This is a genomic window from Lentibacter sp., assembly GCF_965658795.1.
Taxonomy (GTDB): domain Bacteria; phylum Pseudomonadota; class Alphaproteobacteria; order Rhodobacterales; family Rhodobacteraceae; genus Lentibacter.
The window spans coordinates 112,898-127,439 of sequence record NZ_CBFHTG010000004.1; the positions used below are offsets into that span (position 1 = coordinate 112,898).

Annotated in this window: 15 protein-coding genes; 3 read left to right on the forward strand and 12 right to left on the reverse strand. The window is 60.6% G+C overall.

The window, feature by feature from the left end:
* Nucleotides 1–63: 63 nt before the first annotated feature.
* From ACTG3X_RS04355 to ACTG3X_RS04380, 6 genes are all read right to left on the reverse strand, one after another.
* Nucleotides 64–549 carry a flavodoxin family protein gene (locus ACTG3X_RS04355; RefSeq protein ID WP_439110012.1) on the reverse strand — a complete coding sequence of 162 codons (486 nt, stop codon included), beginning with the start codon at nucleotides 547–549 and terminating at the stop codon, nucleotides 64–66.
* A 91-nt stretch (nucleotides 550–640) separates the two neighbouring features.
* On the reverse strand, nucleotides 641–2,074 hold the full coding sequence (locus tag ACTG3X_RS04360) for an NAD(P)(+) transhydrogenase (Re/Si-specific) subunit beta (protein WP_439110013.1): 1,434 nt from the start codon (nucleotides 2,072–2,074) through the stop codon (nucleotides 641–643).
* 14 nt (nucleotides 2,075–2,088) lie between these two features.
* Nucleotides 2,089–3,660, reverse strand: coding sequence for a Re/Si-specific NAD(P)(+) transhydrogenase subunit alpha (locus ACTG3X_RS04365; protein ID WP_439110014.1), 1,572 nt, complete (start codon nucleotides 3,658–3,660; stop codon nucleotides 2,089–2,091).
* Between the two features lie 83 nt (nucleotides 3,661–3,743).
* Nucleotides 3,744–4,184 (reverse strand): methyltransferase family protein, encoded by a 441-nt coding sequence (locus ACTG3X_RS04370; RefSeq protein WP_439110015.1) that lies wholly within the window; start codon nucleotides 4,182–4,184, stop codon nucleotides 3,744–3,746.
* Complete coding sequence (locus tag ACTG3X_RS04375; RefSeq protein ID WP_439110016.1) at nucleotides 4,184–4,600, reverse strand: rhodanese-like domain-containing protein; 417 nt, start codon at nucleotides 4,598–4,600, stop codon at nucleotides 4,184–4,186. The genes ACTG3X_RS04370 and ACTG3X_RS04375 overlap by 1 nt, the downstream gene beginning before the upstream one ends.
* On the reverse strand, nucleotides 4,597–5,547 hold the full coding sequence (locus tag ACTG3X_RS04380; protein ID WP_439110017.1) for an MBL fold metallo-hydrolase: 951 nt from the start codon (nucleotides 5,545–5,547) through the stop codon (nucleotides 4,597–4,599). The genes ACTG3X_RS04375 and ACTG3X_RS04380 overlap by 4 nt, the downstream gene beginning before the upstream one ends.
* 156 nt (nucleotides 5,548–5,703) lie before the next feature.
* Here ACTG3X_RS04380 and ACTG3X_RS04385 point away from each other — a divergent pair, with 156 nt between their 5' ends.
* Genes ACTG3X_RS04385 through kynU form a run of 3 tightly spaced genes read left to right on the forward strand, consistent with a single transcriptional unit; the run spans nucleotide 5,704 to nucleotide 8,017 of the window.
* The gene (locus tag ACTG3X_RS04385) at nucleotides 5,704–6,456 is read left to right on the forward strand and encodes an SDR family NAD(P)-dependent oxidoreductase (protein ID WP_439110018.1); all 753 of its coding nucleotides are present in this window, start codon (nucleotides 5,704–5,706) and stop codon (nucleotides 6,454–6,456) included.
* Nucleotides 6,456–6,827: an MmcQ/YjbR family DNA-binding protein gene (locus tag ACTG3X_RS04390; RefSeq protein WP_439110019.1), complete on the forward strand. Its 372-nt coding sequence runs from the start codon at nucleotides 6,456–6,458 to the stop codon at nucleotides 6,825–6,827. The genes ACTG3X_RS04385 and ACTG3X_RS04390 overlap by 1 nt, the downstream gene beginning before the upstream one ends.
* Complete coding sequence (gene kynU / locus ACTG3X_RS04395; RefSeq protein WP_439110020.1) at nucleotides 6,824–8,017, forward strand: kynureninase; 1,194 nt, start codon at nucleotides 6,824–6,826, stop codon at nucleotides 8,015–8,017. The genes ACTG3X_RS04390 and kynU overlap by 4 nt, the downstream gene beginning before the upstream one ends.
* A 162-nt stretch (nucleotides 8,018–8,179) precedes the next feature.
* Here the strand turns inward: kynU and ACTG3X_RS04400 are convergent, their stop codons facing one another.
* The 6 genes from ACTG3X_RS04400 to ACTG3X_RS04425 form a co-directional block, all read right to left on the reverse strand.
* Nucleotides 8,180–8,980, reverse strand: coding sequence for a gamma-glutamyl-gamma-aminobutyrate hydrolase family protein (locus tag ACTG3X_RS04400; RefSeq protein ID WP_439110021.1), 801 nt, complete (start codon nucleotides 8,978–8,980; stop codon nucleotides 8,180–8,182).
* A gap of 109 nt (nucleotides 8,981–9,089) precedes the next feature.
* A complete protein-coding gene (locus ACTG3X_RS04405; protein ID WP_439110022.1) occupies nucleotides 9,090–9,650 on the reverse strand; it encodes a sarcosine oxidase subunit gamma in 561 nt (186 codons plus the stop codon).
* A complete protein-coding gene (locus tag ACTG3X_RS04410; protein WP_439110023.1) occupies nucleotides 9,643–12,660 on the reverse strand; it encodes a sarcosine oxidase subunit alpha family protein in 3,018 nt (1,005 codons plus the stop codon). The genes ACTG3X_RS04405 and ACTG3X_RS04410 overlap by 8 nt, the downstream gene beginning before the upstream one ends.
* The gene (locus tag ACTG3X_RS04415; protein WP_439110024.1) at nucleotides 12,657–12,986 is read right to left on the reverse strand and encodes a sarcosine oxidase subunit delta; all 330 of its coding nucleotides are present in this window, start codon (nucleotides 12,984–12,986) and stop codon (nucleotides 12,657–12,659) included. The genes ACTG3X_RS04410 and ACTG3X_RS04415 overlap by 4 nt, the downstream gene beginning before the upstream one ends.
* Nucleotides 12,980–13,279 carry a hypothetical protein gene (locus tag ACTG3X_RS04420; protein ID WP_439110025.1) on the reverse strand — a complete coding sequence of 100 codons (300 nt, stop codon included), beginning with the start codon at nucleotides 13,277–13,279 and terminating at the stop codon, nucleotides 12,980–12,982. The genes ACTG3X_RS04415 and ACTG3X_RS04420 overlap by 7 nt, the downstream gene beginning before the upstream one ends.
* Entirely contained in the window at nucleotides 13,279–14,526 is a 1,248-nt protein-coding gene (locus ACTG3X_RS04425) for a sarcosine oxidase subunit beta family protein (protein ID WP_439110026.1), read from the reverse strand. The genes ACTG3X_RS04420 and ACTG3X_RS04425 overlap by 1 nt, the downstream gene beginning before the upstream one ends.
* Nucleotides 14,527–14,542: the final 16 nt, after the last annotated feature.

The following is a 14,542-nucleotide window of genomic DNA, read 5'->3' on the forward strand; positions in this document are numbered from 1 at the left end:
TAAACGTGCATTTTGTCGCAAAATCAAAGCCTTAACGGAATACAACGGTATACATCGGCAAGATCAAAACACACCAAGTGCAAGCCCTGCGGCCAGCGCGGCCCCCAGCTCACGGCACGGGGCCAGCGCAGCCTCGCTCAGCCGTTTGGGCGCAAGAATGGCCTCAGCGCTCTGCGCGGCTGTGTTGACAATAAGAGCGGCCTGCACCTCCTTGAGCCGCCAGCCCGTGGCAATCCGTGCCAGCTGGCGCGCCGCAGCTGTGCCATCGGAGCCGGCACAGATCATTTGCGCATAGGCGCGCCCCTCGATCTGCTCCAGAAGCGGATAATAGGAGCGGTCAAAAAACTCTTTCATAGCCCCCGATAGCGCCCCGAGGTTTTCAGGCCCACAAAAGAGATAGCCCCCTGCGGCAAGCATATCTTCAACACGCGCCTCCTCAGCCCGCAAAAGCCGCGCCGCACCTTCGGCCTCGGCAGCCTCAAAAGCCGCCTGCGCCATCTGGCGGCTGCCCCCCGTGCGGCTGTGATAGACAATAAGCAAATGGGTCATGGCCTCAGGATAGCGCCATCCGCCACAGGGCGAAACAACCAAAAAGGGCGCCCCTCTCAGAGCGCCCTTTCTCAAATCCATGTGCCAAAGATCAGTCGATCATCGGCAGAAGCTTATCAAGGCTGGCTTTCGCATCGCCATAGAACATCCGTGTGTTCTCTTTAAAGAACAAGGGGTTCTCGATCCCCGAATAGCCCGTGCCCTGCCCGCGCTTGGAGACAAACACCTGCTTGGCCTTCCAGCACTCAAGCACTGGCATCCCTGCGATGGGTGAGTTGGGGTCATCCTGCGCCGCCGGATTCACGATGTCGTTGGAGCCGATCACGATGGCCACATCCGTATCAGGGAAGTCCTCGTTGATCTCGTCCATCTCCATCACGATATCATACGGCACTTTGGCTTCGGCCAGGAGCACGTTCATATGCCCCGGCAAGCGCCCTGCAACAGGGTGAATGGCAAAGCGTACGTTCTTGCCCTTGGCGCGCAGCTTGCGCACCAAATCCGCCACACCGGCCTGCGCCTGCGCAACCGCCATACCGTAGCCCGGGATGATGATAACGCTGTCCGCCTCGTTCAGAGCCGCCGCAACGCCTTCGGCCTCAATGGCAATCTGCTCGCCTTCAACAGCCATCTGCTCACCCGCCGGGCCACCAAAGCCCCCAAGGATCACGCTCACAAACGAGCGGTTCATCGCCTTACACATGATGTAGCTCAGGATCGCACCCGACGAGCCGACAAGCGCCCCCACAACGATCAGCAAATCATTGCCAAGGCTAAAGCCGATCGCTGCGGCCGCCCAACCAGAATAGGAGTTCAGCATCGAGACAACCACAGGCATATCCGCACCGCCAATCCCCATGATCAGGTGATAGCCGATAAACAGCGCCGCCAGCGTCAGGATAAAGAGCGGGAAAAAGCCACCGGTGTTGAAATACCAGATCAGGCAGAGCAGCGAAATCGCCGCCGCACCCGCGTTGAGCATATGCCCGCCGGGCAGCTTTTCAGCCGCCGAGGTCACACGGCCCGCAAGCTTGCCATAGGCCACAACCGAGCCTGTGAATGTCACCGCCCCGATAAAGATCCCGAGCACAAGCTCGACCCGCAGAATGGCAATCTCGACACCGTCTTTCTTGGCCAAAAGCGCCGCAAAGCCCTCAAGCGCCTTTCGGGCCGTGTCGTCCATGGCCATAACACGGCCCAGCTCGATATGGGCGTTAAAGCCCACAAACACAGCCGCCAGACCGACAAGCGAGTGCATCGCCGCAACCAGCTCCGGCATCTGCGTCATCTGCACTTTCGTGGCGAGCTGGTAGCCGATCAGACCCCCGGCACCGATCAAAATAAGTGACAAAAGCCAAAGGCCCGAGCCGGGGCCAATCAGCGTGGCAAACACGGCCAAGGCCATGCCTGCAATGCCGTACCAGACAGCACGTTTTGCGCTTTCCTGCCCCGAAAGGCCGCCAAGCGAGAGAATGAAAAGAACCGCGGCAACAACATAAGCCGCTGTGGTGAAACCATAATCCATAAGTCAGGCCCCCCTTAAGATTTCTGGAACATGGCAAGCATGCGCCGTGTGACGAGGAACCCGCCGAAGATATTGATACCCGCCATAAAGACCGCGAGCGCCGAGAGCAGGATCACCAACCAGCTGCCAGAGCCGATCTGCATGAGCGCGCCCAGAATGATGATCGAAGAGATCGCATTGGTCACAGCCATGAGCGGCGTGTGCAACGAATGCGCCACACCCCAGATGACCTGAAAGCCAACGAAGACCGCAAGCACAAACACGATGAAGTGCTGCATAAAGCTCGCTGGCGCAACAAGCCCAACACCCAGCAACAGCGCAGCCCCGACGGCCAGCAAGGTCACTTGGTTCTTGGTCTGCGCCTTAAACGCGGCCACCTCTGCGGCGCGTTTTTCCTCGGGCGTCAGCTCTTTGACTTCCGCTTTCGGCTTGGCCGCAATCGCAGCCACCTTGGGAGGGGGCGGCGGGAAGGTGATCTCGCCTTCAAAGGCAACCGTCGCACCACGAATGACATCATCTTCCATATTGTGGTTGATCTGGCCGTCCTTCTCGGGGGTCAGGTCGGTCATCATATGGCGGATGTTGGTCGCATAGAGGTTTGACGCCTGCGTCGCCATGCGGCTGGGGAAGTCGGTATAGCCGATGATGGTCACACCATTCTCGGTGACGATTTTCTCGTCCATAACCGTCAGCTTGCAGTTGCCGCCCTTTTCAGCGGCAAGGTCTACAATCACGCTGCCCGATTTCATCGCCTTGACCATATCTTCGGTCCAAAGCTCGGGGGCTTCGCGGTTTGGGATGAGCGCTGTGGTGATCACAATATCCACCTCAGGCGCCAGCTCGCGGAACTTGGCCAGCTGCGCTTCGCGGAATTCGGGGCTGGATACAGCCGCATAGCCACCCGTTGCCGCGCCGTCTTGCTGCTCTTCCTCAAAGTCGAGGTAAACAAACTGCGCGCCCATTGATTCGACCTGCTCGGCCACTTCGGGGCGCACATCAAAAGCGTAGGTCACAGCGCCGAGGCTTGTAGATGTGCCGATGGCCGCAAGGCCAGCCACACCCGCCCCCACAACCAGAACCTTGGCTGGCGGCACTTTGCCCGCCGCCGTGATCTGGCCTGTGAAGAAGCGGCCAAAGTTGTTGCCCGCCTCGATGACGGCGCGGTAGCCCGCGATATTGGCCATGGAGGACAGAGCGTCCATCTTCTGCGCGCGGGAAATACGCGGCACCATTTCCATGGCGATCACATTGGCGCCCTTGGCTTTGGCTGCCTCCATACCCGCATCATTGGCCGCAGGATTGAAGAACGAAATCAGCGTCTTGCCTGCCTTGAGGTGCTTGAGCTCCTCGGCTTCGGGCTGGCGCACCTTGGCGATGATCTCGGCATCTTTCCAAAGGGCTGCGGCAGATTTCTTGATGCTCACGCCCGCAGCCTTATAGTCTGCGTCCGAATAGCCTGCCAGCGCGCCTGCGCCCGTTTCGATCATGCACTGGTAGCCCAGCTTTTGCAGATCAAGTGCCGATGCCGGCGTCATGGCCACACGGGCCTCGCCTGCAAACACTTCCTTTGGCGTTCCTATGATCACCTGATGTCCCCCTTCTCTTTTTCTCTTTGTGCGCAACAAAGTTGCTCACAGTTCCAAACACTACGCTGCACCGCGGCAAGCTGTCAAAGCCAACGGCGCGTTTCTTTCTCATACTCCTGAAACGCTTTGCCAAAGGCGCGCCTCAGTTTGTCTTCTTCACCCTCGATAAACCGCCAACTGATGAGCCACATAAAAACAGGCACCAGCAAAAGCGAGGGCAGCGCGTCCCAATAGAGCACAAACCCCGCCAGCAAGAGCGCATCCCCCAGATAAATAGGGTTACGGCTCAGCATAAAAACACCCCCCGTCACCAGCGCCGCAGGCTGCCAGCGCGGGATGATTGTGGTTTTGTGGCGATACATCTGCCAAACGGCCACCGCCATCAGCACAAGCCCCGTGCCCATCAGCGCAAAGCCGAAGGGCGCTGTCGGCAGGCCAAGGCCGAGCGGCAAAAACACCGACTGTAGCCACGCAAGCCCGATGAAGCCGACAAGCCACACAGGCGGAAGGTCAACCCACTGCATCATGGTTTATAAGCAGCCGTCTCTTGCCACCCCAGAAAGCCCGACTGCAAGACAAGCACATTTTCGCGCCCCAGAAGCCGCGCCGCAAAGGTGGCCTGCGCACTCAACGTGCCGGTGTTGCAATAGAAAATAACCATGCCGCTCTCGGGCAGCTCGTCCAGCCGCGCAGGGATTTCGCGCCACTCGATGTTTTGCGCGCCCTCGATGTGGCCTTGCGCAAACTGCGCCGCATCGCGGGTGTCGATAAAGGTCGCGGCGGCAAAAACCTCCGCATCAATCTGCTGTGGCAGGATAATCCCCTGCTCATAGGTGGCAAAGTCCATGTAGCCCTGCACCGCCTCGGCCACAGCCGCTTCGTCAGCAAAGGCAGGCGCGGCCAGAAAGGCCAGCGCCAAAAAGCTTGCGCGCAGGGTCATTCCCATTCCATTTCTTCAAAGACACGGCCCGCATTTTTGGTGGCCAGCTCCTCAAACGTATCAAGCCGCTCCCAATTGGACTGGTCAACATAGTAAGCGCCGCCAAGGTCACCGCCCTCTTCAATATGCGCGCCGATCTTTTCGCGCAGATCGACAAGGTAGTCGCGGGTAAAGCGGCGCACCTGCGCCATATTTGTGGGGTGCCCGTGCCCCGGAATCACATAGGTCGGAGCAATCGGCTCCAGCTTGGTCTCCCATGTCTCGATCCAGCAGCTCGTGCAGGTATCGCCAAAAATGGGCGGCATCCGCTCGTGAAAGGCAATGTCGCCCGCGATCATGATATCCCACGCGGGGATCCAGACCTGCGTGTCGCCCGGCCCGTGGGCTGGCCCAAGGTGCAGGATCTCGAATTTCACACCGCCCAACTCATACTCATACGTGTCGGCAAAGCTCAGGTTGGCGCTCACCGCGCGGGTGCCCTCGGCGCGGTCGCGGTTGTAGCCCTTCATCCCCTCAAGGATAAAATGCCCGTTCTCCTCGGTCTCGTGAATCGCATCTTCATGCGCAAGGATATCAACACCAAGGTCAGCCCAGTAAGAATTGCCCAGAAAGGCATGGCCCTGCCCGTTCTCGTTCACCACGAGTTTGACAGGCTGGTCTGTCACAGCCTTGATCTCTTCATGCAGCGCCGCCGCCAGCCTTGCCGACGCACCGCCATTGACCACAACAACACCCTCAGGGGTCACAACAAAGCTCAAGTTGTTGTTATGGCCCGCATTTTCATAGGTGGGCGGCGCTGTCGCACCAATGGCCGAAAACACATAGGGGATCACTTCCACAGGCTTGGCATAAAGCTCGCTCTGCGGATATTGGTCTGCAATATCCTCGCTCGCAAAAGCCGTTGTGGCCATGGCAGCCCCTGCCAGCAGGCTCATAAATCGAAACATCGTATCCCCCTCCAAAAACACTTCTGCGCAACATACACATTCATCCGTGTGAATGTCTAATCCATTTCTCACAGATTTCCCGCAGAGCCTCCCAATCTCCCGCTTGCAATCGGAAAGCGCTCAAGAGACGCTGGCGCAAAAGAAAAGGAGCCCAGCATGAGCCTATCAGGCAAACACGCCCTCGTCACGGGGGGCGGCACAGGCATTGGCCTTGCCATCGCCCAAGCCCTCGCCGCCCAGGGCGCAACCGTCACCATCACGGGCCGCCGCGCCGATGTGCTCGAGGCGGTGGCAGGGGGCGGGCTTTTTGCCCAACAGATGGATGTGGCCGATGAAGCCTCGGTTGTGACAGGCACAGCCGCCGCCGTGGCCGCGCGCGGCCCCGTCCAGATCTGCGTCGCCAATGCAGGCATCGCCGAAGGCAAGACCCTGCAAAAGACCGATCTGGAGTTCTGGCACAAGATCATGCGCATCAATCTGGATGGCGCGTTCCTCACCATCCGCGAAAGCCTGCGCTCCATGCAAGAGACCGATTGGGGCCGCGTCATCGCCATCTCCTCTATCGCAGGGCTCAAAGGCCTCAAAGGCGCTGGCGCCTATGCCGCCAGCAAACACGGCGTCGTCGGCCTGATGCGCACCTATAGCGAAGAGTTCCTCGGCAGCCCCTATACGTTCAACACGCTCTGCCCGGGCTATGTCGAAACCGATATTGTCACCCGCCAGATGAGCTCTATCGCCGCGCGCACAGGCCAAAGCGAGGCAGAGGCCCGCGCCTATATGGCCTCGGGCAACCGCCACAAACGCCTGCTTCAGCCCGAAGAGGTCTCGGCCGCAGCGCTCTGGCTCTGTGGCGCAGGCTCTGACAGCGTCAACGGTCAGGAAATCGCCATCGCAGGCGGCACGCTCTGATGGACAGGGCAGGCTTTAACAGGGTCTGCAGCGCCCTGCCCGCCACCACCCATGTGGTCCAATGGGGCAACTCCGATGTCTGGAAAGTCGGCGGCAAGGTCTTTGCGCTCTGCGGCCGGGCCGAGGGCCGCGACGCCTTCACCTTCAAATGCTCCGACATCGCCTTTGAAGTGCTGCAAGAGATGCCCGGCATCCGCCCCGCGCCCTACCTCGCCGCGCGCGGCCTGAAATGGCTCCAGCAATACGCCGCAGGCGGCCTCTGTGACGCAGAGCTTGAGGCCCACATCAAAGCCAGCTACGACTTGGTCAAAGCCAAACTGACACAAAAAATGCAGGCCCAACTGGGCCTCGCCACAAAGGACAGCGCATGACCGATTTTGCCAAAACCAAAGCCCTCTTCCACATCCCCGAAGGCATGATCTATCTGGATGGCAACTCGCTTGGCCCCCTGCCCAAAGCTGCCCCCGCCCGCGTGGCCCGCGCCATGACAGAGGAATGGGGCGAAATGCTCATCACCGGCTGGAACAAGGCAGGCTGGATGGCCCAAGCCACCGCCGTGGGCGACCGTGTGGCAAAGCTCATCGGGGCCGAGGCAGGCCATGTGGTGATGGGCGACACGCTGTCGATCAAAGTCTATCAAGCGCTGGCCTCGGCCCTTGAAATGCGCCCCGAGCGCAAGGTGATCCTCTCTGACAGCGGCAACTTCCCCTCTGATCTCTACATGGCAGAAGGCCTCATCACATCGCTCGCCCAAGGCCACGAGCTGCGCATCGTTGCGCCCGAAGAGGTAGAGGCCAACATCACCGAAGAGGTCGCCGTCACGCTGATCACCGAAGTCGACTACCGCACAGGCCGCCTGCATGACATGAAGGCGCTCACCGCCAAGGCGCACGCCGTGGGCGCGCTCACGATCTGGGATCTGGCCCACACCGCAGGCGCAACCGATGTGAAGCTCTCCGAGGCCAAAGCCGATTTTGCCGTGGGCTGCACCTATAAATACCTCAACGGCGGCCCCGGCGCGCCCGCGTTTATCTATGTCGCCCCGCGCCACGCCGACACCGTGCGCCCCGCCCTCTCGGGCTGGCTCGGCCACGCAGCGCCCTTTGCCTTTGACATGAGCTACCGCGCGGGCGCAGGCATCGAACGGATGCGCGTGGGCACACCGCCCATTCTGGCGCTGGCCTCGCTGGAGGCTGCCCTTGATGCTTGGGACGAGGTTGATATGGCCGCCTTGCGCAGCCGCTCCCAAGAGCTGACGCAGCTCTTTTTGCAAGAGGTTGAAGCGCGCTGCCCCATGCTCACCCTCGCCAGCCCCCGCGACGCGGCCGCACGCGGCTCGCAAGTGAGCTTTGCCTTTGAAGAGGGCTATGCCGCCATGCAAGCGCTCATCGCGCGCGGCGTGATCGGCGACTTCCGCGCGCCCGACATCATGCGCTTTGGCTTCACACCTTTGTTCATTGATGAGGGCGATGTGCTGCGCGCCTGTGACATCCTCGAAGAGGTCATGGCAGGCAAGCTCTGGGACAAGCCCGAGTATCACGCGCGGGCGGCTGTGACGTGAAGCTGTGAGCTGAGTTCGAATTTTCGCTGCGCGAAAATCCGACCAACGGGGGGGCGCTGTGCCCCCGACCCCCAAGCCCGTTTTGCCCCGCAAACGCCCTGTCTGACAGCGCGCACAGATTGCGCGGGAGCGATGGATATTTAAGGCAAAAAGAAAGAGAAATCAGGCGCTGAGGCGGGCCTCTGCCTGCAAGGATTTGGCCACAGCCCAAGCGCGGGTGGCCGCGCCAAAAGCTTCAAACAGCGGGCGCGACACAGGGTCGTTAGCGGCGTTCCACTCCGGGTGCCACTGCACCGAGAGGGTGAAGCCCTTGGCATCTTTGATGTAGATCGCCTCGGGCGTGCCATCAGGCGCATGGCCTTCGATCACCACGCGCGGACCTGCCTTGTTGATACCCTGACCATGCAGCGTATTGGTCATGACCGCGTCAGCGCCGAGAAGCGCGTGAAAACGGCCCCCTTCCGTGAAGCGCACTTCATGGCGCAGCTCGAACTTTTCTTCCAGCGTGCCCTCGGGCGGCATACGGTGGTTGCTACGGCCGGGCAGATCGCGGACTTCGGGATGCAGCGTGGAGCCAAAGGCCACTGCCACCTCCTGAAAACCACGGCAGATACCGAAAAACGGCTGGCCGCGCTCCACGCAAGCGCGCACCAGTGGCAGGGTGATTGCATCGCGCGCGCGGTCAAACTCACCATGCGCCTCTGTCTCGGCCTCGCCGTATTCCTCGGGGTGCACATTGGGCCGCCCGCCCGTAAGCAGAAAGCCGTCACAGGTCTCCAACAGCTCGTCCACACTCACAAACCGCGGATCCGCCGCAATCAGCAGCGGCAAACAGCCCGCGACTTTGGAGACAGCCTCGGTGTTCATCACACCACCGCCATGGGTGAGGTATGTTTCGTTGATCAGATGCTGGTTGCCAATGATGCCCACAACGGGGCGGCGTGTGTGTGAAGACTGTGTCATGGGGCCATAGGTAATACGGGATAGGGCTTAAGAAAAGCCTTTCACACAGGAAAACGCAACAGGCCCCCGCGCAAAACGGAGGCCTGCAGCGCATTTCTGGCAGCTTGGCTCAATAAACGCCCACTTCGCTGCCCGCCTGCGCGGCCACAGAGAGCGTGCCAAACATATACTCGGCCCCCGAGCGGAAGCAGACCACAGTGATGGTGCCATCCTCGGCCATCCAGAAGGCCGCCGCCACTTGGGCGATCCGTGTGCGGCGGATTTCGCCAGCTTCGAACCGGCTCATATCCACAGGAGCAAGCTTGCCGATCACCTCGCGCGCATGTGCGCCGGTCACCGTGAAGACCGCGCGTGCATCGGAGACATTTTCGGCCATGAAATGCTGGCCCTTGAGGGCTTTTGCGAGCGCCTCAACCGTGGCGTCAGCCTCGGCATGGGGCACCATGAGCAAAAGCTCGTCAGGGCTCATCCACGCCACACCCTTGCCCCCCGCTGTTGTCACAGCGCGCTGCTTGGGCACGGCGGCCCCCGTCACCGCTTTGATGGCAGATTTGATCTTGGCGTTGCCCAGATCACCGCGAAAGGTAACCATGCCTTTGAGGCCTGCTTCAGCCACCTTGGCAATGCCCTCAAATGTGGCCCCTGGCAGGGCACTTCTTGCTTCAGACATTTTGCTTCTCCCCTTCAGGGTCATAAAACACAGGGCTCACAACCTTGGCTGTATAGGTCTTCCCGTCGGTTCCGGGGAAATCCACCGTCTCGCCCATCCGCGCGCCGCCCTTGTGCAACAGGCCCATGGCGATGCCGCGGCCCAAGGTGGGCGAATGATAGGTCGAGGTCACACGGCCTTGCACGCGGCGCTGGCCGTTGGCGTTTTCGCCCTCCGCCACAGCATAGGCCCCATCGGGGATCACGCTGCCATCCACCGTTTCAAGGCCCACTAGCTGCCAGCGCTCGGGGTTGGCCATAAACTCGCGCTCTTGGGCGCGCTTGCCAAGGAAGTCTTCCTTCTTCTTGGAAATCGCCCAAGACAGGCCCAGATCCTGCGGAATGATCGTTCCGTCGGTCTCGTCCCCGATCATGATAAAGCCCTTCTCGGCGCGCATCACGTGCATCGCCTCGGTGCCGTAAGCCGTCGCGTTAAACTCGGCCCCCGCCTCAAAGAGCGCATCCCAAAGGGCGCGGCCCTGAGACGCTGGCACAGCAATCTCGTAACTCAGCTCACCCGCAAAAGAGATGCGGAAGATGCGCGCATCAAACCCGCCCAGCTTGCCTGCGGTATACTCCATAAAGCCAAGCGCCTCTTTGGAGACATCGACGCCCCCGAGCTTTTCAAGCACTTTACGCGAGTTTGGCCCGACAACACCGACCTGCGCCCATTGCTCTGTGGCGTTGGTCACATAGACGTTCCAGTCCCACCATTCGGTCTGCAGCCACTCTTCCATATGGCCATGAATGCGCTCTGCACCGCCCGTGGTGGTGTGGCAGAGGAAGGTCTCTTCATCCAGCCGCACAACCACGCCATCATCCGACAAGAAGCCGTTTTCCGAGCACATAAGCCCGTAGCGGCATTTGCCCGGCTTCAGGCTGCTCATCATGTTGGTGTAGAGCATATCAAGAAACTTGCCCGCATCAGGGCCCTTCACAATCAGCTTGCCCAGCGTTGAGGCATCCAGCAAGCCAAGGCTCTCGCGTGTCGCAAGAATTTCGCGGTTCACCGCCTCATGCGGGGTCTCGTCCCCGCGCAGGTAGCAATAGGCGCGCCGCCATTGGCCCACAGGCTCCCAATGCGCGCCGTTGGCCTCGTGCCAGTCGTGCATCGGCGTGCGGCGCAAAGGCTGGAACACCGCCCCACGCGCCTCACCCGCAATAGAGCCCATCGAAATCGGCGTATAAGGCGGGCGGAAGGTGGTTGTCCCCGTCTCGGGGATCGCCTGCCCCAGCGTCTCTGACAAGACAGCCAAGCCGTTGATATTGCTCAGCTTGCCTTGGTCTGTCGCCATGCCAAGCGTGGTATAGCGCTTGGTGTGCTCGACACTCTCGTAGCCCTCTTGGGCCGCAAGCTGCACATCAGAGACTTTCACATCGTTCTGATAATCAAGCCAGGCTTTCATGCGCAGCTTTGGCCCCGCCCCCTGTGGCATCATCCAGACAGGCATCAAAGGCGCTTCGGCGGCCTGCTCAAAGGCAGGCAGCTTGGCATCCACAGCGCTCAGCCCCAAAGCCTCAACAGCCTTGCGCCCGGCGTGGTCGGCATCAGCCAAGCCCACGCCCATATCCATCACACCATTGGCCGCACCCGCAGGGATCACAAAGCCCTCGCCCGTGGCCCCCAAAGGCGGGCGGCTCTCGTCGGGGCGGAACATGGCATGTTCGTCATCCCAGACAAGCTTGCCGCCACAATGGCTCCAAAGGTGCACAACAGGCGACCAGCCGCCCGACATGGCAACCGCATCGCACGCGATCTCTTCAAGCACAGCGCCCTCACCGGCCTGCGCACAGATCTTGACAGATTTCACACGCTTGCCACCCGTCACTTTGGCAATGGCCTTACCATTCTCCACACGAATGCCCATGGCCCGCGCCGCGCCCGCAATCGCGCCGCCCCCGTCAGGGCGCGCATCAATGATCACAGGCACATCAAGGCCCGCCGCTTTCACAGCCATGGCGGTTTTGTAAGCATCGTCATTGTTGGTCACAACAACCACACGGTCGCCCGCGCTCACGCCATAATCGGCGATATAGTCGCGCAGCGCGCCCGCCAGCATCACACCGGGGATATCGTTGCCCGCAAAGCTGAGGGGCCGCTCGATCGCGCCTGTCGCCGTGATGATCTGCTGCGCACGGATCTTCCAGAGGCGGTGGCGTGGCCCGACAAGCGCTGGCGCGTGGTCGCGCAGGCGCTCATAGCCCAGAAGATAGCCGTGGTCATAGACCCCCGCGCCCATCATGCGGCTGCGCAGGGTGACATTCTCCATGCCCTCAAGCTCCGCCACAAGGCTGGCAATATAGTCAGCCGCAGGGGCGCCATCCAGCTCACCACCATCAACCATGGCGCGTCCGCCCCATGTGGGGTCTTGCTCCATGATCAGCACTTTCGCGCCCGACAGCGCCGCTGTCTTGGCCGCTTGCAAGCCCGCAAGCCCGCCACCGATCACGACAATATCGGCAAAGAAATAAAAGTGCTCATAAGTGTCGGCATCCAGCGTCTCTTTGTCAGGCGCTTGGCCAAGCCCCGCCGACTGGCGGATAAACGGCTCATAAATGTGCTTCCACGCAAAGCGCGGGAAGAGGAATGTCTTGTAGTAAAAGCCCGCAGGCAAAAAGCGCGCAAAAGCGTTGTTCACAACACCGATGTCAAACTCGAGGTTTGGCCAGTGGTTTTGCGAACGCGCTGCCAGCCCGTCAAACACCTCGGTGGTGGTGGCGCGCTGGTTTGGCTCAAACTTGCCACCCTCGCCCATGTTCATAAGCGCGTTCGGCTCTTCTGCGCCCGAAGCAACCACGCCACGGGGGCGGTGATACTTGAAAGACCGACCCATCATCATCTGGTCGTTGGCAAGCAGGGCCGAGGCCAATGTGTCGCCCTCAAACCCCTTCAGGCGCTTGCCGTTGAAGCTGAATGTGACAGGTTTTGAGCGGTCAATACGGCGTCCGCCGTTTGCAAGACGTGTGCTCATGAGAAGTTCCTCCAGCTCCATCCCGGGCGCTTGGCCGTCAGGATGTCTTTAATCTCTTTGGGCGGCTCCAGTGTCTGGGCGCTATAGGTGCCGAAGACTTCCAAAGTCATGGTGCAGCGCGCCGCATGAAACCACTTGCCGCAGCCATTCGCATGGCGCCAGCGCTCAAGATGCACCCCCTTGGGGTTCTCGCGCATAAAGAGATAGGTCTCAAAATCCGCATCACTCGAGCCAGGCCCGAAGCGCTTCAAATGCGCCTCGCCGCCTGCGTGAAATTCCGTCTCTTCGCCTTTGACCCCGCAGTAGGGGCATTCAAGGATCAGCATTGGGAAAGCTCCATTTTGGGCGCGTAAAGCCCCATCATTTGTGCCGTGCATTTGAGCACTCTCGCGGCCGACATAGCCTGCACAGCAAAACTTTTGATTTCATACAAGGAACGAATAATTGCTGTCATCTGATCAACTAAAAAACATGGAAGCTTGGGCTGCGAAGCAAGACTGTGACCAAATTCTGCAATTGCTGACCCGCGCAACCCAAAACCACGATCAGATAGCGCGTCAACACCTTGAGGACGAATACCATGCGTACCTGCAGAGTCAGAGGGATAAAGCTTGACCATCAGTGCGCCACCCCCGCCGCAACGCTCTCGTCAATAAAGCGCCCTTCGATAAACCGCTCCATACCAAACTCCGCACTCAACGGCCCGGGCTCGCCCTTGGCGATCAGCTCGGCCGTCGCCCAGCCGCCGCCCGGAATGGCCTTGAAGCCCCCCGTGCCCCAGCCTGCGTTGATAAAGCAGTTGCCCAAAGGCGTCTTGCCAATCACGGGCGAGCGGTCGCCCGTCACATCGACAATCCCGCCCCACTGGCGCAGCATCTTGAGCCGTGACACCATCGGGAAGGTCTCCACAAGCGCGCGCACTGTTTCCTCGATATGGTGGAAAGAGCCGCGCTGCGTGTAGTTGTTAAACCCGTCGGTGCCACCGCCGATAACCATTTCGCCCTTGTCAGACTGACTCATATAGCCGTGCACCGTGTTGGCCATGACCACAACGTCCATGCAAGGCTTGATCGGCTCAGACACCAGCGCCTGAAGCGCGACAGATTCGATCGGCAGACGGAAGCCCGCCATATTGGCCAGCGCGCCCGAGTTGCCCGCCACAACAAGGCCAAGCTTGTCACAGTCAATCGCGCCTTTGGTGGTGTCCACACCCGTGACCTTGCCACCGCTTGAGCGCACACCCGTCACTTCGCACTGCTGGATGATATCCATGCCCATATCCGAGCAGGCCCGCGCATAGCCCCAGGCCACAGCATCGTGCCGCCCCGTGCCGCCGCGCGCCTGATACAGGCCGCCCAGCACCGGATAGCGGGGGCCATCGAGCGAAATAATCGGCACAAGCTCTTTCACCCGCTCGGGGCTGATAAACTGTGTCTCCACGCCCTGCAGCATATTGGCATGGGCCGTGCGCTTGTAGCCGCGCACCTCATGCTCGGTCTGCGCCAGCATGATCACACCTCTGGGGGAGAACATGACGTTATAGTTCAGATCCTGAGACATGGTCTCGTACAGCGAGCGCGCCTTCTCATACAAAGCCGCCGACGGGTCTTGCAGGTAGTTGGAGCGGATGATCGTGGTGTTGCGCCCCGTGTTGCCGCCGCCCAGCCAGCCCTTCTCGATGATCGCCACATTGGTGATCCCGAAGTTCTTGCCCAGATAGAACGCCGTGGCCAGACCATGGCCGCCAGCGCCCACGATGATCACGTCATATTTCTTCTTGGGCGTGGGCGAGCGCCAGGCGCGCTCCCAACCTGTGTGAAAGCGCGCAGCCTCGCGCGCCACAGCAAATGCAGAATACCGTCTCATGGCTCGAATCCGATCG